The following is a 21,635-nucleotide window of genomic DNA, read 5'->3' as shown; positions in this document are numbered from 1 at the left end:
CTGTAGCAGGAAGGAACAGCATGACAGATGTAACCCTAAAAGCGCTGGCCGCAGAGAGACAGGTTTCCGTGGATCGCCTGGTACAGCAGTTTGCTGATGCAGGTATCCGGAAATCTGCTGACGACTCTGTGTCCGCACAAGAAAAACAGACTTTACTGGCGCACCTGAACCGCGAAGCGGTTTCTGGTCCCGATAAACTGACGCTGCAGCGTAAAACGCGCAGCACCCTGAATATTCCAGGTACCGGTGGAAAAAGTAAATCGGTACAAATCGAAGTCCGCAAGAAGCGCACCTTTGTGAAACGCGATCCGCAAGAGGCTGAACGCCTGGCCGCGGAAGAGCAGGCGCAGCGTGAAGCGGAAGAGCAAGCCCGTCGTGAGGCAGAAGAACAGGCCAAACGCGAGGCGCAACAAAAAGCTGAACGCGAGGCCGCAGAACAAGCTAAGCGTGAAGCCGCTGAAAAAGCGAAACGTGAAGCTGCGGAAAAAGACAAAGTGAGCAATCAACAGACTGACGATATGACCAAAACCGCCCAGGCCGAAAAAGCCCGCCGTGAGAATGAAGCTGCAGAGCTGAAGCGTAAAGCGGAAGAAGAAGCACGTCGCAAACTCGAAGAAGAAGCGCGTCGTGTAGCAGAAGAAGCTCGCCGCATGGCGGAAGAAAACAAATGGACCGCAACGCCTGAGCCAGTAGAAGACACCAGTGACTATCATGTCACCACTTCTCAGCACGCGCGCCAGGCCGAAGACGAAAACGATCGTGAAGTAGAAGGCGGTCGTGGTCGTGGCCGTAATGCAAAAGCGGCGCGTCCGGCGAAAAAAGGCAAACATGCCGAATCCAAAGCCGATCGCGAAGAAGCGCGTGCTGCGGTTCGCGGCGGTAAAGGTGGCAAGCGTAAAGGGTCTTCTTTACAGCAAGGCTTCCAGAAGCCCGCTCAGGCCGTTAACCGTGACGTGGTGATCGGTGAAACCATCACCGTTGGCGAACTGGCGAACAAGATGGCGGTTAAAGGCTCTCAGGTCATCAAAGCGATGATGAAGCTGGGCGCCATGGCCACCATCAACCAGGTCATCGACCAGGAAACCGCACAGCTGGTTGCCGAAGAGATGGGCCACAAAGTTATCCTGCGTCGTGAAAACGAACTGGAAGAAGCGGTAATGAGCGACCGTGATACCGGCGCTGCGGCTGAACCGCGCGCACCGGTTGTGACCATCATGGGTCACGTTGACCACGGTAAAACCTCTCTGCTGGACTACATTCGTTCCACGAAAGTGGCCTCTGGCGAAGCGGGCGGCATTACCCAGCACATCGGTGCTTACCACGTTGAAACTGACAACGGGATGATCACCTTCCTGGACACCCCGGGTCACGCCGCGTTTACTTCCATGCGTGCTCGCGGCGCCCAGGCAACGGATATCGTGGTTCTGGTGGTAGCGGCAGACGACGGCGTGATGCCGCAGACTATCGAAGCTATCCAGCACGCGAAAGCGGCAGGTGTGCCGGTCGTGGTTGCGGTGAACAAAATCGATAAGCCGGAAGCCGATCCGGATCGCGTTAAGAACGAACTGTCCCAGTACGGCATTCTGCCGGAAGAGTGGGGCGGCGAGAGCCAGTTCGTTCACGTGTCTGCGAAAGCGGGCACCGGTATCGACGAACTGCTGGACGCTATCCTGCTGCAGGCCGAAGTTCTGGAACTGAAAGCGGTACGCAAAGGTATGGCGAGCGGTGCGGTGATCGAATCCTTCCTGGATAAAGGTCGTGGTCCGGTGGCTACCGTGCTGGTTCGTGAAGGTACGCTGCATAAGGGCGATATCGTGCTGTGTGGCTTCGAATACGGCCGCGTGCGTGCGATGCGTAACGAACTGGGTCAGGAAGTGCTGGAAGCGGGTCCGTCCATTCCGGTGGAAATCCTCGGCCTGTCCGGCGTTCCGGCTGCCGGTGACGAAGTGACCGTCGTTCGTGACGAGAAGAAAGCGCGTGAAGTTGCTCTGTATCGTCAGGGTAAATTCCGTGAAGTTAAACTGGCTCGTCAGCAGAAATCTAAACTCGAGAACATGTTCGCCAACATGACCGAAGGCGAAGTTCACGAAGTGAACATCGTCCTGAAGGCCGACGTACAGGGTTCTGTGGAAGCGATCTCCGACTCTTTGCTGAAACTGTCTACCGACGAAGTGAAAGTGAAGATCATCGGTTCTGGCGTAGGTGGTATCACCGAAACCGACGCGACCCTGGCTGCGGCGTCCAACGCGATTCTGGTGGGCTTCAACGTTCGTGCTGATGCTTCTGCGCGTAAAGTGATCGAATCTGAAAGCCTGGATCTGCGTTACTACTCCGTCATCTATAACCTGATCGACGAAGTGAAAGCGGCTATGAGCGGTATGCTGTCTCCGGAACTGAAACAGCAGATCATCGGTCTGGCTGAAGTGCGCGATGTGTTCAAATCGCCGAAATTCGGCGCGATCGCGGGCTGTATGGTTACCGAAGGTACAATTAAACGCCATAACCCAATCCGCGTTCTGCGCGACAACGTGGTTATCTATGAAGGCGAGCTGGAATCCCTGCGCCGCTTCAAAGATGACGTTAACGAAGTCCGTAACGGCATGGAATGTGGTATCGGCGTGAAGAACTACAACGACGTTCGCGTTGGCGATATGATTGAAGTATTCGAAATTATCGAGATCCAACGTACCATCGCTTAATCTTCGTCGTCTTTTGGGCCGCAACGGCGTTGGCTGCGCTCGCTCACCCCGGTCACATAGTTATCTATGCTCCCGGGGATTTACGAGCTTGCCGCCTTGTTGCAATCCAAAATCCTTAGAAGATGATTAGGCGTAGGCCGGGTAAGCGAAGCGCCACCCGGCAAGAAATTTAAAAAGGGGCTTATGGCCCCTTTTTTGTCTTTATTCTGGAGAATTTATTATGGCGAAAGAATTTGGTCGCCCTCAGCGCGTAGCGCAAGAGATGCAAAAAGAGATCGCAATCATCCTGCAGCGCGAAATTAAAGACCCGCGCCTGGGCATGATGACTACCGTCTCCGGTGTCGAAATGTCCCGCGATCTGGCATACGCCAAAGTATTCGTGACGTTCCTCAACGATCAGGACGAAGCGGCTGTGAAAAACGGCATTAAGGCCCTGCAGGAAGCGTCTGGTTTCATCCGCAGCTTGCTGGGTAAAGCGATGCGTCTGCGCATCGTACCGGAACTGACCTTCTTCTACGACAACTCGCTGGTGGAAGGGATGCGTATGTCCAACCTGGTGACTAACGTGGTGAAACATGACGAAGAACGTCGTGTGAACCCGGACGACAGCAAGGAGGACTGATGAGTCGTCCTCGTCGTCGTGGCCGCGACATTCACGGCGTTCTGCTGCTGGATAAGCCGCAGGGTATGTCCAGCAATGACGTGCTGCAGAAAGTTAAGCGCATCTACAATGCCAACCGCGCCGGGCATACCGGCGCGCTGGACCCGCTGGCGACCGGCATGTTGCCGATTTGCCTCGGCGAAGCGACAAAATTTTCGCAGTACCTGCTGGATTCTGACAAACGCTATCGTGTTATTGCCCGTCTGGGGCAGCGCACGGATACCTCTGACGCCGATGGTCAAATCGTGCAGGAGCGTCCGGTGACTTTCAGCGCTGAGCAGCTTGCGAGCGCGCTGGAGACCTTTCGTGGGGATATCGAACAGATTCCCTCAATGTATTCGGCGCTGAAGTATCAGGGCAAGAAGCTGTACGAATATGCCCGCCAGGGTATCGAAGTGCCGCGCGAAGCCCGCCCGATTACCGTCTATGAGCTGCTGTTTATTCGCCATGAAGGTAACGAGCTGGAGCTGGAAGTTCACTGCTCCAAAGGCACCTATATTCGTACCATTATTGATGATTTAGGTGAGAAACTGGGCTGTGGCGCGCACGTAACCTACCTGCGTCGTCTGACGGTCAGCAAGTATCCGGTGGATCGTATGGTGACGCTGGAGCACTTGCGCGAGCTGGTAGCACAGGCGGAACAGCAGGGCGTTCCGGCGGCGCAGTTGCTCGATCCATTATTGATGCCAATGGACAGTCCAGCTTCGGACTATCCTGTTGTTAATCTGCCGTTAACATCTTCGGTATACTTCAAAAATGGCAACCCGGTTCGTACCACGGGCGCGCCGTTGAAGGGACTGGTTCGTGTGACGGAAGGTGAAGACGATAAATTTATCGGTATGGGCGAAATTGACGACGAAGGCCGTGTCGCGCCTCGTCGGCTGGTAGTAGAGTACCCAGCGTAATGTCGCTTCGTCTTGCGATAAGAGAGCGCTGCGAGTAGAATACCGCCGCTTAACGTCGCGTAAATTATTTAACAGTTTACGCGGCGTACACTGGGATCGCTGAATTAGAGATCGGCGTCCTCTCATTCTTAAATACTTTGGAGTTTTAAAATGTCTCTAAGTACTGAAGCTACAGCTAAAATCGTTTCTGAGTTCGGTCGTGACGCAAACGACACCGGTTCTACCGATGTTCAGGTTGCTCTGTTGACTGCACAGATTAACCACCTGCAGGGTCACTTTGCAGAGCATAAAAAAGATCACCACAGCCGTCGTGGTCTGCTGCGTATGGTTTCTCAGCGTCGTAAACTGCTCGACTACCTGAAACGTAAAGATGTTGCACGCTACACCGCGCTGATTGAGCGTCTGGGTCTGCGTCGCTAATTCTTTCGAGTTTCAGAAAGAGGGGGCCTTCATGGCCCCTTTTTTCCAGCAGATGGCAGCAATTCGCTGGAAACTAATGTATTGTTGCTATGAATGATCTTCCGTTGCAGAGGTTCGCGCGGCTAATGAGAGGCTTTACCCATATCAGGGTTAGGGTTGTCATTAGTCGCGAGGATGCGCAGAAGATCGGGTATTAACGACGGCGCGTATTATGCCGTCAAAAATTGGAAAGGATATTATTTTGCTTAATCCGATCGTTCGTAAATTCCAGTACGGTCAGCATACCGTTACGCTGGAAACTGGCATGATGGCGCGTCAGGCCACTGCCGCTGTTATGGTAAGCATGGATGACACCGCCGTATTCGTTACCGTTGTCGGCCAGAAAAAAGCCAAGCCAGGCCAGGACTTCTTCCCACTGACCGTTAACTATCAGGAGCGAACCTACGCTGCTGGTCGTATCCCGGGCAGCTTCTTCCGTCGTGAAGGCCGTCCAAGCGAAGGCGAAACCCTGATCGCGCGTCTGATTGACCGCCCGGTTCGTCCGCTGTTCCCGGAAGGATTCGTTAACGAAGTGCAGGTTATCGCGACCGTCGTTTCCGTTAACCCGCAGGTTAACCCGGATATCGTGGCGATGATCGGCGCATCCGCTGCGCTGTCGCTGTCCGGCATTCCGTTCAACGGCCCAATCGGCGCGGCGCGCGTAGGTTACATCAATGACCAGTACGTGCTGAACCCGACCCAGGACGAGCTGAAAGAAAGCAAGCTGGACCTGGTGGTTGCCGGTACCGAAGCGGCTGTGCTGATGGTGGAATCCGAAGCTGAACTGCTGAGCGAAGACACTATGCTGGGCGCGGTGGTATTCGGTCACGAGCAGCAGCAGGTTGTTATCCAGGCGATCAACGATCTGGTGAAAGAAGCCGGTAAACCGCGTTGGGACTGGCAGCCGGAAGCCGTCAACGACGCGTTGAACGCGCGTGTTGCTGCGCTGGCTGAATCTCGTCTGAGCGACGCGTACCGCATCACCGATAAACAAGAGCGCTATGCTCAGGTTGACGTAATCAAATCCGAAACCATCGAGCAGCTTATTGCAGAAGATGAAACTCTGGATGCTAACGAGCTGGGCGAAATCCTGCACGCTATCGAGAAAAACGTGGTGCGTAGCCGCGTACTGGCAGGCGAGCCGCGTATTGATGGCCGTGAAAAAGACATGATCCGTGGTCTGGACGTGCGCACTGGCGTACTGCCGCGTACTCACGGTTCCGCTCTGTTTACCCGTGGTGAAACGCAGGCGCTGGTTACCGCAACTCTGGGTACTGCCCGTGACGCGCAGGTGCTTGATGAACTGATGGGCGAGCGTACTGACAGCTTCCTGTTCCACTACAACTTCCCTCCGTACTCCGTAGGCGAAACCGGCATGGTCGGTTCTCCGAAGCGTCGTGAAATTGGTCACGGTCGTCTGGCGAAGCGCGGCGTGCTGGCAGTGATGCCGGACATGGATAAATTCCCGTACACCGTTCGCGTGGTGTCTGAAATCACCGAATCCAACGGTTCTTCCTCTATGGCTTCCGTGTGCGGCGCTTCTCTGGCGCTGATGGACGCTGGCGTGCCAATTAAAGCCGCCGTAGCAGGTATCGCTATGGGTCTGGTGAAAGAAGGCGACAACTACGTTGTACTGTCTGACATTCTGGGCGACGAAGATCACCTGGGCGATATGGACTTCAAAGTGGCGGGTTCCCGCGACGGTATCTCTGCGCTGCAGATGGATATCAAAATTGAAGGTATCACCAAAGAGATCATGCAGGTTGCGTTGAACCAGGCTAAAGGTGCGCGTCTGCACATCCTGGGCGTGATGGAACAGGCGATCAACGCGCCGCGCGGCGATATCTCTGAATTTGCGCCGCGTATCCATACCATCAAGATCAGCACGGACAAGATCAAAGACGTGATCGGTAAAGGCGGTTCTGTGATCCGCGCGCTGACTGAAGAGACCGGCACCACCATCGAAATCGAAGATGACGGTACTGTGAAGATCGCGGCGACCGACGGCGAGAAAGCGAAATATGCTATCCGTCGTATCGAAGAGATCACCGCAGAGATCGAAGTCGGCCGTATCTACAATGGTAAAGTGACCCGTATCGTTGACTTTGGCGCGTTTGTTGCCATCGGCGGCGGTAAAGAAGGTCTGGTTCACATCTCTCAAATCGCGGATAAGCGTGTAGAGAAAGTGACCGACTATCTGCAGATGGGTCAGGAAGTCCCGGTTAAGGTTCTGGAAGTTGACCGCCAGGGCCGTGTACGTCTGAGCATTAAAGAAGCAACCGAGCAGTCTCAACCTGCGGCTGCGCCGGAAGCTCCGGCGAGCGAACAGGCCGAGTAAGGTAGCCTTTTGCCCTCCGCAGTGCGGAGGGCTTTAGACCTGGCTGGACGCCTTGTTGAGCCACCGGGGAACAGGACGTTCATTCAATCGTTGTCTTCGGGAGTGGGAAATGAAGCCTTTTTTGCGCTGGTGTTTCGTTGCGACAGCACTTACGCTTGCAGGATGCAGTAATTCCGCCTGGCGTAAAAGTGAAGTCCTCGCAGTACCATTGCAACCGACTTTACAGCAGGAAGTGATTCTGGCGCGTATGGAACAGATTCTTGCCAGTCGGGCTTTAACCGATGACGAACGCGCACAGCTTTTATATGAGCGCGGAGTGTTGTATGATAGTCTTGGTTTGAGGGCATTAGCGCGAAATGATTTTTCACAAGCGCTGGCAATCAGACCGGATATGCCTGAAGTATTCAATTACTTAGGCATTTATTTAACGCAGGCAGGCAATTTTGATGCTGCCTATGAAGCGTTTGATTCTGTACTAGAGCTTGATCCAACTTACAACTACGCGCACTTAAACCGCGGTATCGCATTGTATTACGGCGGCCGTGATAAGTTAGCGCAAGATGATCTGCTGGCGTTTTATCAAGACGATCCCAATGATCCTTACCGCAGCCTGTGGCTGTATCTTGTTGAGCAGAAGCTTAATGAGAAGCAGGCGAAAGAAGCGTTAAAAGCACGCTTCGAAAAATCGGATAAAGAGCAATGGGGATGGAACATTGTCGAGTTCTACCTGGGCGACATTAGCGAAGCAACGCTGATGGAAAGGCTCAAGGCGGACGCAACGGATAACACCTCGCTCGCTGAGCATCTCAGTGAAACCAACTTCTATTTAGGTAAGTATTACCTAAGTCTGGGGGATTTGGACAGCGCCACGGCTCTGTTCAAACTGGCGGTGGCCAACAACGTTCATAACTTTGTTGAGCACCGATACGCATTGTTGGAATTATCGCTCCTGGGCCAGGACCAAGATGACCTGGCAGAATCGGACCAGCAATAGCTGACGAACATATCAGCCCGTAATCTTTTTGATTGCCATCACCTTCGCGGGTGAGGGCGTTGTTGTTCGTTAATACACCTACTTTGAGCCGGTTCACACTTTTCAATGAAAATTGCAGATCAATTTCATGATGAGTTATGTAGACTGGCCGCCATTAATTTTGAGGCACACGTACTACATGGCTGAATTCGAAACCACTTTTGCAGATCTGGGGCTGAAGGCTCCTATCCTTGAAGCCCTTACCGATCTGGGTTACGAAAAACCATCTCCAATCCAGGCAGAGTGCATTCCGCATCTGCTGGGCGGTCGCGACGTGCTGGGCATGGCCCAGACCGGTAGCGGCAAAACCGCAGCGTTCTCTTTACCGCTGCTCAACAATCTTGATCCTGAGCTGAAGGCACCTCAGATTCTGGTGCTGGCGCCAACCCGCGAACTGGCGGTACAGGTTGCCGAAGCCATGACGGATTTCTCTAAACACATGCGCGGCGTAAACGTGGTTGCCCTGTACGGCGGTCAGCGTTATGACGTGCAGTTACGCGCCCTGCGTCAGGGGCCGCAGATCGTTGTCGGTACGCCGGGACGTCTGCTTGATCACTTAAAACGCGGCACCCTCGACCTCTCTAAACTGAGTGGTCTGGTGCTGGATGAAGCCGACGAAATGCTGCGTATGGGCTTCATCGAAGACGTTGAAACTATTATGGCGCAGATCCCGGAAGGTCATCAGACCGCTCTGTTCTCCGCCACCATGCCGGAAGCGATTCGTCGCATTACCCGCCGCTTTATGAAAGAGCCGCAGGAAGTGCGCATTCAGTCCAGCGTGACTACCCGTCCTGACATCAGCCAGAGCTACTGGACTGTCTGGGGTATGCGTAAAAACGAAGCGCTGGTGCGTTTCCTGGAAGCGGAAGACTTTGATGCGGCGATTATCTTCGTACGTACCAAAAACGCGACCCTGGAAGTAGCAGAAGCGCTGGAACGTAGCGGCTACAACAGCGCCGCGTTGAATGGCGATATGAACCAGGCGCTGCGTGAGCAGACTCTGGAACGCCTGAAAGATGGTCGTCTGGACATCCTGATCGCCACCGATGTTGCGGCACGTGGTCTGGACGTTGAACGTATCAGCCTGGTGGTGAACTACGATATCCCGATGGACTCCGAGTCCTACGTTCACCGTATCGGTCGTACCGGTCGTGCGGGTCGCGCCGGTCGCGCGCTGCTGTTCGTTGAGAACCGCGAGCGTCGTCTGCTGCGCAACATCGAACGCACCATGAAGCTGACCATTCCGGAAGTGGAACTGCCGAACGCAGAACTGCTGGGTAAACGCCGTCTGGAAAAATTCGCCGCGAAAGTTCAGCAGCAACTGGAAAGCAGCGATCTGGATCAGTACCGTGCGCTGCTGGCGAAAATCCAGCCGTCTGCTGAAGGCGAAGAGCTGGATCTCGAAACGCTGGCCGCCGCACTGCTGAAAATGGCGCAGGGCGAGCGTCCGCTGATTCTGCCGCCGGATGCGCCGATGCGTCCCAAGCGTGAATTCCGTGACCGTGACGACCGTGGTCCGCGCGATCGTAACGACCGTGGCCCGCGTGGCGATCGTGAAGATCGTCCGCGTCGTGAACGTCGTGACGTTGGCGATATGCAGTTATACCGCATTGAAGTGGGCCGTGATGACGGCGTTGAAGTTCGTCATATCGTGGGCGCTATCGCTAACGAAGGCGACATCAGCAGCCGTTACATTGGTAACATTAAGCTGTTCGCGTCTCACTCCACCATCGAGCTGCCGAAAGGTATGCCGGGCGAAGTGTTGCAGCACTTCACGCGTACCCGCATTCTGAACAAGCCGATGAATATGCAGCTGTTGGGTGATGCTGTTCCGCACGCGGGCGGCGAACGTCGCGGCGGTGGTCGTAGCTTCAGTGGCGAGCGTCGTGAAGGCGGTCGTAATTTCAGCGGCGAACGTCGTGAAGGCGGTCGTGGTGATGGTCGTCGCTTCAGCGGCGAACGTCGTGAAAGCCGTGGTCCGCGTCGTGATGACTCTACCGGTCGCCGTCGTTTCGGCGGTGATGCGTAACTCTCGCTGACCTGCGCATTCACAGCGTAAAGTAAAATATACAGCCCCGATCGTCACAATCGGGGCTTTTTTTATTTCTTTTGTACTCGTGTACTGGTACAGTGCAGCGTATTGAGAGATAGTCACACTATAAATGACTGGAGAGAGAGCTGAATGGCAACACTTACCACCACCCAAACGTCACCTTCGCTGCTTGGCGGCGTGGTGATTATCGGCGGCACCATCATTGGCGCGGGGATGTTCTCCCTGCCGGTGGTCATGTCCGGGGCGTGGTTCTTCTGGTCGATGGCGGCGCTGGTCTTTACCTGGTTTTGTATGCTGCACTCCGGGCTGATGATTCTCGAAGCCAACCTTAACTACCGCATTGGTTCGAGTTTCGACACCATCACCAAAGACCTGTTGGGCAAAGGCTGGAACGTGGTAAACGGCATCTCTATTGCCTTTGTGCTCTATATCCTGACCTACGCCTACATTTCGGCGAGCGGCTCGATTCTGCACCATACCTTTGCTGAGATGTCGCTGAACGTGCCGGCACGAGCAGCAGGCTTTGTCTTCGCGCTGCTGGTGGCGTTTGTTGTCTGGTTGAGTACTAAAGCGGTGAGCCGCATGACGGCCATCGTACTGGGCGCGAAGGTGATTACCTTCTTCCTGACCTTCGGCAGCCTGTTGGGGCACGTTCAGCCTGCCACGTTGTTTAACGTGGCTGAAAGCCACGCGTCATATACGCCGTACCTGCTGATGACGCTGCCATTTTGTCTGGCCTCTTTTGGTTATCACGGTAACGTACCGAGCTTGATGAAATATTACGGCAAAGATCCGCGTACCATCGTCAAATGCCTGATTTATGGGACGTTACTGGCGCTGGCGCTCTATTCCGTCTGGCTGCTGGGGACGATGGGCAACATCCCGCGTCCGGAATTTATCGGCATTGCGCAGAAAGGCGGCAATATTGATGTGCTGGTACAGGCGTTGAGCGGCGTGCTGAACAGCCGCAGCCTGGATCTGCTGCTGGTGGTGTTCTCTAACTTTGCGGTCGCCAGTTCCTTCCTTGGCGTGACGCTGGGGCTGTTTGACTATCTGGCGGATCTGTTTGGTTTTGATGACTCGGCAATGGGGCGTTTTAAAACGGCGCTGCTGACTTTCCTGCCGCCGATGATTGGTGGCCTGCTGTACCCGAACGGTTTTCTGTACGCCATTGGCTATGCAGGTTTAGCTGCAACTATCTGGGCGGCCATTGTGCCTGCGCTGTTGGCGCGTAAATCTCGCGAACGTTTCGGCAGCCCAAAATTTCGCGTCTGGGGCGGTAAACCGATGATTGCCCTGATTCTGGTCTTCGGTGTCGGCAACGCGGTTATCCATATTCTGTCGAGCTTTAATTTGCTGCCGGTGTACCAGTAACGTTATTGTGCCGGATGGCGGTTGCACCTTATCCGGCCTACTTGATGCTGTAGGCCCGGTAAGCGAAGCGCCACCGGGCAAAACAATGCGCTACCCCAACAATTCCTGCTTCACATCCATCGCCAAATCAAACGAATGCAGGCGTGCCTGGTGGTCGAAAATCTGCCCGTTGACCATAATTTCATCCGCCTGGGTCTCCCGCAGGATGGATTCCAGCCCGTGGCGGACTTTCGCTTTATCACCGACCAGCGACATACTCAGCGCCTGCTGCACGCCATACTGCTCGGATGGCGACCAGAAGGTCTCCATATTCTCAATCGGCGGCGGCAGTTGGCCGGTTTCCCCACGGCGTAGCTTCACGAAAGCCTGCTGCATGGAGGTAAACAGGAATTCGGCGTCGCGGTTGCTGTCGGCGGCGATAATATTGATACACACCATCGCGTACGGTTTTTCCAGCCGCGCTGAAGGTTTGAACTGGGTACGGTACAGATGCAGCGCCTGGAACAACATATCCGGCGCGAAATGCGAAGCAAAGGCGAACGGCAGGCCAAGCTGGGCCGCCAACTGTGCGCTATACAAGCTGGAGCCCAGCAGCCAGACCGGGACCTGCTCGCCGTAGCCGGGCACCGGGCGCACATGCGGATTAGGGTCGCGAGCGTCGAACCAGTCCACCAGCTCTGCGACATCGCGTGGAAAGTTATCGATATCGCCGCTCATATGGCGACGTAGCGCGCGCATCGTCGGCTGATCGCTACCCGGCGCGCGTCCCAACCCTAAGTCGATACGCCCCGGGTAGAGCGTATTCAGCGTGCCGAACTGCTCGGCAATCACCAGCGGTGAATGGTTAGGCAGCATCACGCCGCCGGAGCCAAGATGTAATGTTGTGGTATTGGCCGCCAGATAACCAATCAATACCGAGGTCGCCGCGCTGGCGATACCGGTCATGTTGTGATGTTCCGCCAGCCAGTAGCGGTGATAACCGCGCTTTTCAGCCAGCCGTGCGAGATCCAGCGAGTGCGTGAAGGCTTCTTTTGCCGAAGCTCCTTCAGGGATCGGCGCCAGATCCAGCGCCGAGAACGGAATAGTTTTGTCAGTCATAACGGCTCACTTTGTTACCGGTTAATCTTTTAATACTGCATTAAAGATTAGCGAATGTTGTTAACAAAGTGAGCTTTATGAGACTGACGGCAAAAACAATGCCCGATAGCGCTGCGCTTATCGGGCCTACGGGATCGCTATTTGTAGGCCAGATAAGGTCTTTATGCCGCCATCCGGCTAGGCCTGTAGCTCCAGACCTGCCAGCCGCTTCCAGTAGCCGTTACAGTCGCTATGCGCGGCAAGCGGTAATGGCGCGCCGCCGTTTTCGTTAGCGCGAAAGGCATCAAGCATGGCAAATGTCTCCGTCCCCAACGGCGACAGCCGCACGATATCGACCAATCCCTGCATCGACGTCAGTTCGTTGCCAAGGTTATAGACATAGCCGCTCATGGTCTGAATACCGTTAAGCACAAACACCTGCTGATTCTCTTGCGAGAGCACGTCACGACCGTTTGGATACTTGATACAGCAGGTTTCGCACTCATCTTTCGGGCGGTCTTCCGAACGGGCGGTAAAGCAGCGAGCGGAGTAGGCCAGCGGCAGATGCCCGTAGCTCAACACTTCCACTTCAAACTGATTGCGGATGCCCAGTTCATCGCACTGATTAAGCAAATTCACCAGCCAGTCGCGGGAGAGCTCCACCGGCATACACCAGCGTACCATGCCTTCTTTCAGCAACCGGCGCAGCGTGACCGCGTTGTAGCAATTCAGCGCATGGCCGGCGACAAACGGCAGTTTGCGCTCGGCGCACAGATTCACCACGCCAAGATCGCTGGCTTCCAGCAGAAAATCGCCGTTGTCCACATAGCGTTTCAGCTCGCTTAATTCAGATGACGCCTGTACCAGCGCCAGGGTGGAGAGCACCACCTGCTTACCGCTGGCGGCGAGGGATTTCGCCATTTCCAGCCAGTCGCCGACTTTGGTCGCGCGACGCTTGCTGCACACCGCTTCGCCCAGATAAATGACATCAGCGCTGCTTTTTGCGGCCTGCTGATAAAAATCTTCCAGCGTCTCTTTCGGCCAGTAATAAAGCACCGGTCCTAAGGAATATTTCATAGCTCCTCTCACTGCCATTTACGGTGATATGCGCCAAGCGTGGTTTGGGTGCCTTCGGACATCGCGCCGAGCGTCTCCATCCAGTCGCGCTGTGGAACGAAGTTTTGCGGGGCGGCTTTGCAGCGATCGATCGCCTGGCGCCACACTTTCGCCACCTGGCTGACATAGGCCGGGCTGCGCTGGCGGCCTTCGATCTTCACCGAAGCGATGTTCGCCGCCATGAGCTCCGGCAGCAGTTCCAGCGTGTTCAGGCTGGTTGGCTCCTCCAGCGCGTGATAGCGCTCGCCGTCCACTAAATAGCGGCCTTTACACAGCGTTGGGTAGCCTGCGTTTTCGCCATCCTGGTAACGGTCAATCAGGACATCATTCAGGCGCGATTCCAGCCCCTGCGGCGTTTGCTGCCAACGGACAAAGCGGGCGGGAGAGCAGGCGCCGACGGTATTGGGCGACTCCCCCGTCAGGTAGGAAGAAAGATAGCAGCGACCTTCCGCCATAATGCACAGGCTGCCAAACGCGAATACCTCCAGCGGCACCGGCGTGACGCGGGCCAGTTGTTTTACCTGGTGAATCGACAGTACACGCGGCAGTACTACACGGTGGACATCAAAGTTGCGGTGATAAAAGCGAATCGCCTCTTCGTTGGTTGCCGAGGCCTGAACGGAAACATGGCGCTCAATATGCGGGTAACGCTCTGCGGCATATTCCAGCATAGCGAGGTCGGCAAGAATCAGCGCGTCGGCGCCAAGCTGCGCCGCCATATCCACGGCGCGCTGCCAGCGGGCATAGCCGTCCGGATGCGCAAAAGTATTAATGGCGATGTGTAATTTGCGGCGATGCTGGTGAACAAAACTCACCGCTTCCTGCAATTTTTTTTCGGTAAAGTTAAGGCCGGCAAAATGACGGGCATTGGTATCGTCTTTTAACCCGATATAAACGGCGTCAGCGCCGTTTTCGATGGCCGCCTTCAGCGCCGGGAGATTTCCGGCAGGGCAGAGCAGCTCCATAATTTATCCTGAGGGTTACGTCTGAGACGCAAAATTGTTAACGAACAGGGATTTTAGTTAACCTTGCTGCGACAATTTTTGATTTAAGGCAGTTAAAGGCGTATTGGTAACACCAATAATGGGGTAGAAAATCAGACCCAATTGTTGATTTACGCCGCCATGTGATTTATTGGATATGGCAAAATAACAGGACTATTGAAACAGGGAGTAAAGCTCGTGTTAGATAAACTGCGTTCACGCTTAGTCCATGCTGGCCCGTCTCTGATGAGTGTACCGGTTAAACTGACGCCCTTTGCGCTAAAGCGCCAGGTTCTGGAACAGGTTCTGAGCTGGCAGTTTCGTCAGGCGCTGGCCGATGGAGAGCTGGAATTCCTCGAAGGTCGTTGGTTAAGCATTCATGTTCGTGACATCGACTTAAAATGGTATACCACGGTTGAAAATGAAAAGCTGATCGTTAGCCAGCAGGCGGATGCTGACGTCAGTTTTAGCGCCGACGCCAGCGATCTGCTAATGATCGCCGCCCGTAAACAGGATCCGGATACGCTCTTTTTCCAGCGTCGACTGGTCATTGAAGGCGATACTGAGTTAGGGTTGTATGTGAAGAATCTGATGGACGCCATCGAACTGGAGCAGATGCCGAAAGCGTTACGCGTTATGCTGCTGCAACTGGCGGATTTTGTTGAGGCGGGAATGAAAAACTCGCCGGAAACCAAACAGACCTCGGTAGGTGAACCATGCTAATTCGAGTAGAAATTCCCATTGATGCGCCTGGTATTGATGCGCTGTTACGCCGTTCATTCGAAAGCGATGCGGAAGCGAAGCTGGTTCACGATTTGCGTGAAGATGGTTTTCTGACGCTCGGACTGGTGGCCACGGATGATGAAGGCCAGGTGGTGGGCTATGTCGCCTTTAGTCCGGTTGATGTGCAGGGCGAAGATTTACAGTGGGTCGGCATGGCGCCGCTGGCGGTCGATGAAAAGTATCGCGGGCAAGGGCTGGCGCGCCAGTTAGTGTATGAAGGGCTGGATTCGCTCAACGAGTTCGGCTACGCGGCCGTCGTGACGCTGGGCGATCCGGCGTTATATAGCCGCTTCGGTTTTGAACTGGCCGCGCATTACGATCTTCACTGCCGTTGGCCCGGTACGGAAAGCGCTTTCCAGGTACACCGTTTGGCTGAGGATGCGCTGGAGGGCGTGACGGGGCTGGTGGAGTATCACGACCACTTCAATCGTTTTTAAGCACCGGCGTTTGCAGGCTGGACAGCAGCGCCTCAAACGCTTCGCGTTCCGTCACAAGGCGCTCTTTCTGGCGCTTTGTGAGCTGTTTGATGCGATACTCTATGCGCAGGGCCAGCGAGCGATCGCCGACCTGCGCCGCAAACGCCAGCGTTAACTCGCCTTTTCCCCGTAATGCTTTTGCGCCTTTTCCCGTTTGATGCTGCCTGTAACGACGCGCCACATCGGTGGTTATTCCGGTGTAAAGCGCATTGTCTGCAGTACGAATCAGATACAGATACCAGGGTGTCATTGTCGCCATCAGCATGATAATTTTCAGGTTCCCAGTATAAGCGAGAATAAAGATGGACACACTTACCGCTATTGGCCGTTGGCTGGCGAAACAACACGTGGTGACCTGGTGTGTACACCATGAGGGAGAGCTGTGGTGCGCCAATGCGTTTTATTTGTTCGATGCGCAAAACGTCGCACTGTATCTGTTAACGGATGATAAAACCCGCCATGCGCAAATGTCCGGCGCGTGCGCGCCAGTTGCGGGAACGGTCAATGGGCAGCCGAAAACGGTGGCGCGCATTCGCGGCGTGCAGTTTAAAGGGGAAATTCGCCGTCTGGAGGGGCAGGAGAGCGACGCCGCGCGTAAAGCTTACCTTCGTCGCTTCCCGGTCGCCAGGGTGCTGCCAGCGCCGGTATGGGAAATCCGGCTGGATGAAATTAAATTCACCGACAACACGCTGGGGTTTGGTAAAAAACTGCACTGGTTACGCGACTCACGCGCCCAGCAGGCGTAGCGCCTCGCGGTTAAATGCCGGCAGGTCGTCAGGCGTGCGGCTGGTCACCAGCTGATCTTTATCGACGACGACTTCCTGATCGTAAAATTCCGCGCCCGCGTTCTTCACATCGATAATAATCGGTTTCACCGCCGTGAGTTTGCGGCCACGAATGACATCGGCGCTGATCAACAACTGTGGGCCGTGGCAAATGGCAAAAACCGGTTTACCGCTGTTAACGAAATCGCGGGTAAAATCCACGAAACGGCTGTCGCCGCGCAGGTAGTCCGGCGAATGACCTCCCGGCAATAGCAAGGCGTCGAACTCGTCGGGACGAACGTCATCAATAGCCTTATCAATGGTGACGCTGGCCTCGCCTTTTTTTCCTTTCACCGTTTTACCCGCCTCTTTTTCGATGGTGATGACCTCATGGCCGGCCTGACGGAATTCTGCTGCCGGCGAGGTAAATTCTGAATCTTCAAATTCATCGGTAATCAAAACGGCAATTTTCTTACTCATGCGTTTCCTCCGCAGTGGTGGCGTCGGGTAAGGCAAATTTTCCACAATGATGGATACTTACCTCGTAGACTATTAAGCCTGGTCGATAGGGCCGAGAGTGCAAGGTGGACAAATCTGTAAAGGAGCGAGGATGAGTCAGGTACTGATTACCGGCGCGACCGGACTGGTCGGCGGACATCTGCTGAGAATGTTAATCAACACGCCGCAGGTGAGCGCTATCGCCGCGCCGACGCGTCGCCCGCTGACGGATATTGTCGGCGTTTATAACCCTCACGATCCGCAGCTTACCGACGCGTTAGCTCAGGTGACCGACCCGGTGGATATTGTTTTTTGCTGCCTGGGCACGACCCGGCGTGAAGCGGGAAGTAAAGCGGCGTTTATTCATGCGGATTATACGCTGGTGGTTGATACCGCGCTGACCGGGCGTCGACTGGGCGCGCAGCACATGTTGGTGGTCAGCGCAATGGGAGCAAACGCGCACTCTCCGTTTTTCTACAATCGGGTGAAAGGAGAAATGGAGGAGGCGTTAATCGCGCAAAATTGGCCTCGTTTGACGATTGCCCGGCCTTCTATGCTGCTCGGCGACAGAACAACGCGGCGGGTGAATGAAACGCTTTTCGCTCCGCTATTTCGGCTGTTGCCAGGAAACTGGAAATCGATTGATGCGCGGGATGTGGCGCGGGCCATGCTGGCGGAAGCGCTGGCGCCAGCACAAGAAGGCGTGACGATTCTGACCTCATCGCAACTGCGGGAAAAAGCGGGGTAGCGAAGCCGGATGATTTACCGGATGGCGACGCGGTTTACACATTTTTATCGCCACCCGGCACACCGGTTACTTAATATACGTAAAGGCGGTAGTCACGCGTTTCACGCCGCTCACCCGGCTGGCGATGTCCGCTGCCGCTTTACCTTCACGTTCAGTCACCAGGCCCAGCAGGAACACTTCGCCATTTTCGGTGGTGACTTTCACGTTTGACGATTTTACCTGATCGCTGGTCAGTAGCTGTGAGCGAACTTTCGTGGTGATCCAGGTATCGTTAGAGGCGGTCCCCAGGCCGATAGGCTGACCCTGGCGAATCTCGTTATAGACCTCGGTGGTGCCTTCAACGCCCATCGCTATCTGTTTAGCGCGTGCGGAGAGTTCGCTGTTTGGCGACTGGCCCACTAACAAAACTTTGCCCTGATAAGCCGTGACATTGATGCGCGTCTCTTTTTTTATTTGCTCATCTTTCGACAGCGCGCTGCTGACACGCAGTTCCAGCGTTCCGTCATCCACCTGGGTGCCCACGCTACGCGGGTCGGTTGCGGCTTTGGTGCCGACGGCTGCCGTACCCACTACCGCGGCGGCGACGCAACCTTGCAATAGCAACGCAGAAATAAGGACTGCGAGCGGCGAAAATGCCTTCATGTGTACTCCTTAATAATCCTGGTGAGGAAAAAGCGTGTTATCGATCAAATCGCACAGGCAGTTTACCGTCAGCATATGCATTTCCTGAATGCGCGCGCTGTGGTGTGAAGGGATACGAATTTCGACATCCTGCGGCCCTAATAGTCCGGCCAGCTCACCCCCGTCATACCCGGTTAGCGCCACAATGGTCATGTCACGTGTGACGGCTGCTTCAACGGCTTTTACGATATCGCGACTATTACCACGCGTAGAGATCGCCAATAAAACATCGCCTGCATGTCCCAGCGCCCGGACTTGTTTTGCATAAACTTCATCGTGCAGGCGATCGTTAGCGATCGCAGTTAAGACCACATTATCGGTATTTAGTGCAATGGCGGGTAAACTGGGTCGCTCCGTTTCAAAGCGGTTAATCATGCTGGCAGCAAAATGCTGTGCGTTGGCCGCGGACGTCCCGTTTCCACAACAGAGGATTTTGTTGCCGTTAAGCAGGGAATGAACCAGCGTCATGGCGGCGCGGGAAATGGCATCCGGAAGCGCTTCCGCCGCAGCAATTTGAGTTTGAATGCTTTCTGTAAAGCAAACTTTGATTCTTTCGAGCACGCTAATCCTTAAAATCTTCAATTATGAGTGGTCGTTAAACGCATCCCGAAACCACTCAATCTCATTTCCGGTGAAGGCTAACACATCGAACCGACAATCCACAGTATCAAAACTCCCATTCTGGCGGGCGAGCCACAAGCGGGCAGTATGTAATAATTTGTGTTGCTTGCTGCGGGTCACACTAGCCGCCGCGCCGCCATAAAGCCCGGAGCGCCGATAGCGGACCTCAACAAAAACCGTCGTTTTTCCGTCGCGCATGATCAGATCGATTTCGCCGCCGCGCTCGCGCACGTTGGCGGCGATAAACCGCAGTCCTTTGCTTTCCAGCCAGCGACGCGCGGCAGCTTCCCACGCGTCGCCAGCCTGTTTACGCGTTAGCTGGCGGGAACAATCTCCCCTTGCTGGTATTTGAGCCATGATAACTTCCTGTTAATCACACAATCCGGGCTGGCGGTTAATGCGCCGGTATTACCATTGATCTCAAATCCCTGCACCTGACGCATCTGCGAAAAGTGGTTCGCCAGCGTCCAGGCATCCACGCCCATGGCGTACATCCGCGCCAGAGAATAGTCGTTATGTACAGCGCTCAGCGCCTGCTGCATCAACGGCATATTACCGCCTGCCAGCATAGGAATTTCACTGTATTGCAAACCCTCCATTTCCAGACGGAAGTCGGGGCCGGAGGTGCCTTGCGCGCTGCGAGAGCTGGCATACAGCGTCGCGCCGCTCTGGGTGCCGTTACGCATGGCGATCATCGGTTTGATAAAGCCAATCTCTTCCGGCGTAGCCAGAATATAGACCGCGTCTACGCGTCCGCCGCTGGTGATTTGCGCGTCGGTCGGCGGCGCAGGGATGGTCAGACCGCCAATGGTGACGCCAGGCTGCGCAGGCACGCTGGCGGCGACCGGGCTGCCCGTCAACGCGATACCCGCGCCGCCGTTCACGCCCATTTTCAGCTCGGCTACGGAGCCGAATTTTTGCTGTAACACGATGCCGCCGCCCAGTTTTTGCCACTCCTGGGTGAAGGCGTTCGCCACGCGATCGCCAAGCGCGCTGCGTGGGATCAACAGCAGCGGCGACTGCTTGCCCTGGTCATAAATATGATGCGCCGCGTCACGGGCTTCATCTTCCGGAGAGAGCGCGAAATAGCAGATATTAGGGAAGCTACGTACCGTTTCCGGCTGGTTGAGCGCCAGCACGTTGAGCGGCGTGTTGCTTTTCATCAGCGCTTCCACATTGTTTTTCAACAGCGGCCCGACCACGATACTGGCGCCGTCTTGCTGAACCTGAGCGAGCACCTGATCCAACGGCTGGGAAGAGGTATCATAGATTTTTAATTCAGCGGAGGGATCCGCCGGCGCGCTTGCTGTAGCAGGGGGAGTCTGTGGCGCGCTGACTGGCGTAGCGGACTGGGCTGGAGCGTCATCAGTCAGATCGCTCACCGAGGCCTGCGACGGACTGGCGACGCCGTTGGTCATTTGTGGTTGCGTCTCCTCCACGCCAGGTTCGACCGGCGCGTCAGGCGCGGCGGCAGGCTGCATCTCTACCGCCTGGGTGCCGAGGTTTTTCGCGGCTTCGAAACCTTGCTGGATGGTACGGCCAAACACGGCAGCCTGACCGTTCAGCGGCAGCAGCAGAGCGATTTTGCTGGTGGAAGCTGGTTTAAAACGTTGTACATTGACGAGCTGCGTCGGCAGCATTTTCGCCCCCGGATTTTGCGGGTAGCGTTTTTGCCAGTCGGCGATCCCGGCTTTCAGCATGTCTGGATCGTTGCGGTTGTCAAACCAGACGCGTTGCAGATCCAGCCAGCCCTGAAGCACATTTTCATCAGCGTTGATAACTAACGTCCTGGCCTGATCCGGCGTCATGGCGGAGAGCGCCTGCCAGGTGGCGTCGATATTTTTTTGTTTATCTTTCGCCGCCAGTAGCGGTTCCTGGGCGATTAACACCCGCAACAAGGTAAGCGACGGGCGTCCCTGGCTGGCAACGATCTGCGCCTGCCAGTAACGCGCTTGCTGATGTGGCGCAAAGTCGGCGGGTTTTAGTTTATCCAGCAAGGCCTGCGCGCCTGCGACATCTTTTTGCGCCAGTTTGATTTCTACCGCTAATAAAGATTGTTCGCGACGCTGGGCATCGTTCAGATTTTGCGGGAGTTGATTGAACAACTCGACGGCCTGCTGGCTTTTTCCTTCTTTCAGCAGTGCATGAATGGCGAGTAATTGCCAGTTGGTCTTGCTATCATCTGCGCTTTGCTGCATCTGATGCAGGTAAAAGGCGGAGTCAGCTTGCGCTGAACCCTGCATATAGGCTGCGCTTTGATCTGGCGCCTGGGTGCCGCACCCGGCGAAAAGTAGCGCAGCCAGGACGACAGGCAGCGCGCGCGCGGCGTTCAAACGAGAAAATGTTGAGGGTACCATACTGTATCC

22 protein-coding genes are annotated in these 21,635 nt (G+C 55.3%); 13 read left to right on the top strand and 9 right to left on the bottom strand.

Annotation, left to right across the window (positions count from 1 at the left end; all coding sequences use genetic code 11):
* Window positions 1-20 precede the first annotated feature (20 nt).
* From infB to mtr, 9 genes are all read left to right on the top strand, one after another.
* Window positions 21-2,699, top strand: coding sequence for a translation initiation factor IF-2 (gene infB, locus ACLJRS_RS10660; RefSeq protein WP_000133064.1), 2,679 nt, complete (start codon window positions 21-23; stop codon window positions 2,697-2,699).
* A 220-nt stretch (window positions 2,700-2,919) separates the two neighbouring features.
* A complete protein-coding gene (gene rbfA / locus ACLJRS_RS10655) occupies window positions 2,920-3,321 on the top strand; it encodes a 30S ribosome-binding factor RbfA (protein WP_001040200.1) in 402 nt (133 codons plus the stop codon).
* Window positions 3,321-4,265, top strand: a complete 945-nt coding sequence (gene truB, locus ACLJRS_RS10650) for a tRNA pseudouridine(55) synthase TruB (protein WP_000089678.1) — start codon at window positions 3,321-3,323, stop codon at window positions 4,263-4,265. The genes rbfA and truB overlap by 1 nt, the downstream gene beginning before the upstream one ends.
* A 150-nt stretch (window positions 4,266-4,415) precedes the next feature.
* On the top strand, window positions 4,416-4,685 hold the full coding sequence (gene rpsO, locus ACLJRS_RS10645; RefSeq protein ID WP_000059465.1) for a 30S ribosomal protein S15: 270 nt from the start codon (window positions 4,416-4,418) through the stop codon (window positions 4,683-4,685).
* Between the two features lie 241 nt (window positions 4,686-4,926).
* Window positions 4,927-7,062, top strand: coding sequence for a polyribonucleotide nucleotidyltransferase (gene pnp, locus ACLJRS_RS10640; protein WP_001670767.1), 2,136 nt, complete (start codon window positions 4,927-4,929; stop codon window positions 7,060-7,062).
* Between the two features lie 109 nt (window positions 7,063-7,171).
* Entirely contained in the window at window positions 7,172-8,056 is an 885-nt protein-coding gene (nlpI, locus tag ACLJRS_RS10635; RefSeq protein ID WP_000802069.1) for a lipoprotein NlpI, read from the top strand.
* A 105-nt stretch (window positions 8,057-8,161) separates the two neighbouring features.
* Complete coding sequence (gene yrbN / locus ACLJRS_RS10630) at window positions 8,162-8,242, top strand: protein YrbN (protein ID WP_010723222.1); 81 nt, start codon at window positions 8,162-8,164, stop codon at window positions 8,240-8,242.
* Window positions 8,235-10,124 carry an ATP-dependent RNA helicase DeaD gene (deaD, locus tag ACLJRS_RS10625; RefSeq protein ID WP_000807244.1) on the top strand — a complete coding sequence of 630 codons (1,890 nt, stop codon included), beginning with the start codon at window positions 8,235-8,237 and terminating at the stop codon, window positions 10,122-10,124. The genes yrbN and deaD overlap by 8 nt, the downstream gene beginning before the upstream one ends.
* A 153-nt stretch (window positions 10,125-10,277) precedes the next feature.
* On the top strand, window positions 10,278-11,522 hold the full coding sequence (mtr, locus tag ACLJRS_RS10620; RefSeq protein ID WP_000224393.1) for a tryptophan permease: 1,245 nt from the start codon (window positions 10,278-10,280) through the stop codon (window positions 11,520-11,522).
* Between the two features lie 90 nt (window positions 11,523-11,612).
* Here the strand turns inward: mtr and ACLJRS_RS10615 are convergent, their stop codons facing one another.
* From ACLJRS_RS10615 to ACLJRS_RS10605, 3 genes are all read right to left on the bottom strand, one after another.
* Entirely contained in the window at window positions 11,613-12,620 is a 1,008-nt protein-coding gene (locus ACLJRS_RS10615; protein ID WP_000130411.1) for a luciferase-like monooxygenase, read from the bottom strand.
* A 177-nt stretch (window positions 12,621-12,797) separates the two neighbouring features.
* Entirely contained in the window at window positions 12,798-13,694 is an 897-nt protein-coding gene (locus ACLJRS_RS10610; protein WP_014343907.1) for a U32 family peptidase, read from the bottom strand.
* Complete coding sequence (locus ACLJRS_RS10605) at window positions 13,685-14,680, bottom strand: peptidase U32 family protein (RefSeq protein WP_000421309.1); 996 nt, start codon at window positions 14,678-14,680, stop codon at window positions 13,685-13,687. The genes ACLJRS_RS10610 and ACLJRS_RS10605 overlap by 10 nt, the downstream gene beginning before the upstream one ends.
* Before the next feature lie 216 nt (window positions 14,681-14,896).
* Between ACLJRS_RS10605 and ACLJRS_RS10600 the strand changes: the two genes are divergently transcribed.
* Together ACLJRS_RS10600 and ACLJRS_RS10595 are read left to right on the top strand one after the other, a co-directional pair.
* Window positions 14,897-15,421, top strand: coding sequence for an SCP2 domain-containing protein (locus tag ACLJRS_RS10600; protein WP_000884721.1), 525 nt, complete (start codon window positions 14,897-14,899; stop codon window positions 15,419-15,421).
* Window positions 15,415-15,918, top strand: coding sequence for a GNAT family N-acetyltransferase (locus ACLJRS_RS10595; RefSeq protein WP_000908562.1), 504 nt, complete (start codon window positions 15,415-15,417; stop codon window positions 15,916-15,918). The genes ACLJRS_RS10600 and ACLJRS_RS10595 overlap by 7 nt, the downstream gene beginning before the upstream one ends.
* Here ACLJRS_RS10595 and ACLJRS_RS10590 read toward each other — a convergent pair.
* A complete protein-coding gene (locus ACLJRS_RS10590) occupies window positions 15,905-16,222 on the bottom strand; it encodes a GIY-YIG nuclease family protein (RefSeq protein WP_000928379.1) in 318 nt (105 codons plus the stop codon). The genes ACLJRS_RS10595 and ACLJRS_RS10590 overlap by 14 nt on opposite strands.
* A 37-nt stretch (window positions 16,223-16,259) precedes the next feature.
* Between ACLJRS_RS10590 and ACLJRS_RS10585 the strand changes: the two genes are divergently transcribed.
* Entirely contained in the window at window positions 16,260-16,703 is a 444-nt protein-coding gene (locus ACLJRS_RS10585) for a YhbP family protein (protein WP_000380404.1), read from the top strand.
* Here ACLJRS_RS10585 and yhbO read toward each other — a convergent pair.
* Window positions 16,683-17,201, bottom strand: a complete 519-nt coding sequence (gene yhbO / locus ACLJRS_RS10580) for a protein/nucleic acid deglycase (protein ID WP_000037599.1) — start codon at window positions 17,199-17,201, stop codon at window positions 16,683-16,685. The genes ACLJRS_RS10585 and yhbO overlap by 21 nt on opposite strands.
* Window positions 17,202-17,331: 130 nt before the next feature.
* Here yhbO and ACLJRS_RS10575 point away from each other — a divergent pair, with 130 nt between their 5' ends.
* Window positions 17,332-17,967, top strand: coding sequence for an NAD(P)H-binding protein (locus ACLJRS_RS10575; RefSeq protein ID WP_001517952.1), 636 nt, complete (start codon window positions 17,332-17,334; stop codon window positions 17,965-17,967).
* A gap of 66 nt (window positions 17,968-18,033) precedes the next feature.
* Here ACLJRS_RS10575 and dolP read toward each other — a convergent pair whose 3' ends face one another.
* From dolP to ACLJRS_RS10555, 4 genes are read right to left on the bottom strand one after another with little or no spacing between them, the layout of a single operon-like run.
* Window positions 18,034-18,609, bottom strand: coding sequence for a division/outer membrane stress-associated lipid-binding lipoprotein (gene dolP / locus ACLJRS_RS10570; RefSeq protein WP_000643280.1), 576 nt, complete (start codon window positions 18,607-18,609; stop codon window positions 18,034-18,036).
* Window positions 18,610-18,618: 9 nt separating this feature from the next.
* Window positions 18,619-19,209, bottom strand: a complete 591-nt coding sequence (gene diaA, locus ACLJRS_RS10565) for a DnaA initiator-associating protein DiaA (protein WP_000893482.1) — start codon at window positions 19,207-19,209, stop codon at window positions 18,619-18,621.
* A gap of 21 nt (window positions 19,210-19,230) precedes the next feature.
* Complete coding sequence (locus ACLJRS_RS10560; RefSeq protein ID WP_000057285.1) at window positions 19,231-19,626, bottom strand: YraN family protein; 396 nt, start codon at window positions 19,624-19,626, stop codon at window positions 19,231-19,233.
* Window positions 19,584-21,626: a penicillin-binding protein activator gene (locus tag ACLJRS_RS10555; RefSeq protein ID WP_000249238.1), complete on the bottom strand. Its 2,043-nt coding sequence runs from the start codon at window positions 21,624-21,626 to the stop codon at window positions 19,584-19,586. Before ACLJRS_RS10555 ends, ACLJRS_RS10560 begins: the two co-directional genes overlap by 43 nt.
* Window positions 21,627-21,635: the final 9 nt, after the last annotated feature.

Source organism: Salmonella sp. SAL00670 (assembly GCF_046552235.1).
GTDB classification, from domain to species: Bacteria; Pseudomonadota; Gammaproteobacteria; order Enterobacterales; family Enterobacteriaceae; genus Salmonella; species Salmonella enterica.
This window is presented reverse-complemented; position numbering and strand designations above follow the sequence as displayed.

Bases quoted from the DNA above. Each gene is read 5' to 3' on its own strand.
- infB (WP_000133064.1), top strand. From the start codon at position 21: ATGACAGATGTAACCCTAAAAGCGCTGGCCGCAGAGAGACAGGTTTCC.
- rbfA (WP_001040200.1), top strand. From the start codon at position 2,920: ATGGCGAAAGAATTTGGTCGCCCTCAGCGCGTAGCGCAAGAGATGCAA.
- truB (WP_000089678.1), top strand. From the start codon at position 3,321: ATGAGTCGTCCTCGTCGTCGTGGCCGCGACATTCACGGCGTTCTGCTG.
- rpsO (WP_000059465.1), top strand. From the start codon at position 4,416: ATGTCTCTAAGTACTGAAGCTACAGCTAAAATCGTTTCTGAGTTCGGT.
- nlpI (WP_000802069.1), top strand. From the start codon at position 7,172: ATGAAGCCTTTTTTGCGCTGGTGTTTCGTTGCGACAGCACTTACGCTT.
- yrbN (WP_010723222.1), top strand. From the start codon at position 8,162: ATGAAAATTGCAGATCAATTTCATGATGAGTTATGTAGACTGGCCGCC.
- deaD (WP_000807244.1), top strand. From the start codon at position 8,235: ATGGCTGAATTCGAAACCACTTTTGCAGATCTGGGGCTGAAGGCTCCT.
- mtr (WP_000224393.1), top strand. From the start codon at position 10,278: ATGGCAACACTTACCACCACCCAAACGTCACCTTCGCTGCTTGGCGGC.
- ACLJRS_RS10615 (WP_000130411.1), bottom strand. From the start codon at position 12,620: ATGACTGACAAAACTATTCCGTTCTCGGCGCTGGATCTGGCGCCGATC.
- ACLJRS_RS10610 (WP_014343907.1), bottom strand. From the start codon at position 13,694: ATGGCAGTGAGAGGAGCTATGAAATATTCCTTAGGACCGGTGCTTTAT.
- ACLJRS_RS10605 (WP_000421309.1), bottom strand. From the start codon at position 14,680: ATGGAGCTGCTCTGCCCTGCCGGAAATCTCCCGGCGCTGAAGGCGGCC.
- ACLJRS_RS10595 (WP_000908562.1), top strand. From the start codon at position 15,415: ATGCTAATTCGAGTAGAAATTCCCATTGATGCGCCTGGTATTGATGCG.
- ACLJRS_RS10590 (WP_000928379.1), bottom strand. From the start codon at position 16,222: ATGCTGATGGCGACAATGACACCCTGGTATCTGTATCTGATTCGTACT.
- ACLJRS_RS10585 (WP_000380404.1), top strand. From the start codon at position 16,260: ATGGACACACTTACCGCTATTGGCCGTTGGCTGGCGAAACAACACGTG.
- yhbO (WP_000037599.1), bottom strand. From the start codon at position 17,201: ATGAGTAAGAAAATTGCCGTTTTGATTACCGATGAATTTGAAGATTCA.
- ACLJRS_RS10575 (WP_001517952.1), top strand. From the start codon at position 17,332: ATGAGTCAGGTACTGATTACCGGCGCGACCGGACTGGTCGGCGGACAT.
- dolP (WP_000643280.1), bottom strand. From the start codon at position 18,609: ATGAAGGCATTTTCGCCGCTCGCAGTCCTTATTTCTGCGTTGCTATTG.
- ACLJRS_RS10560 (WP_000057285.1), bottom strand. From the start codon at position 19,626: ATGGCTCAAATACCAGCAAGGGGAGATTGTTCCCGCCAGCTAACGCGT.
- ACLJRS_RS10555 (WP_000249238.1), bottom strand. From the start codon at position 21,626: ATGGTACCCTCAACATTTTCTCGTTTGAACGCCGCGCGCGCGCTGCCT.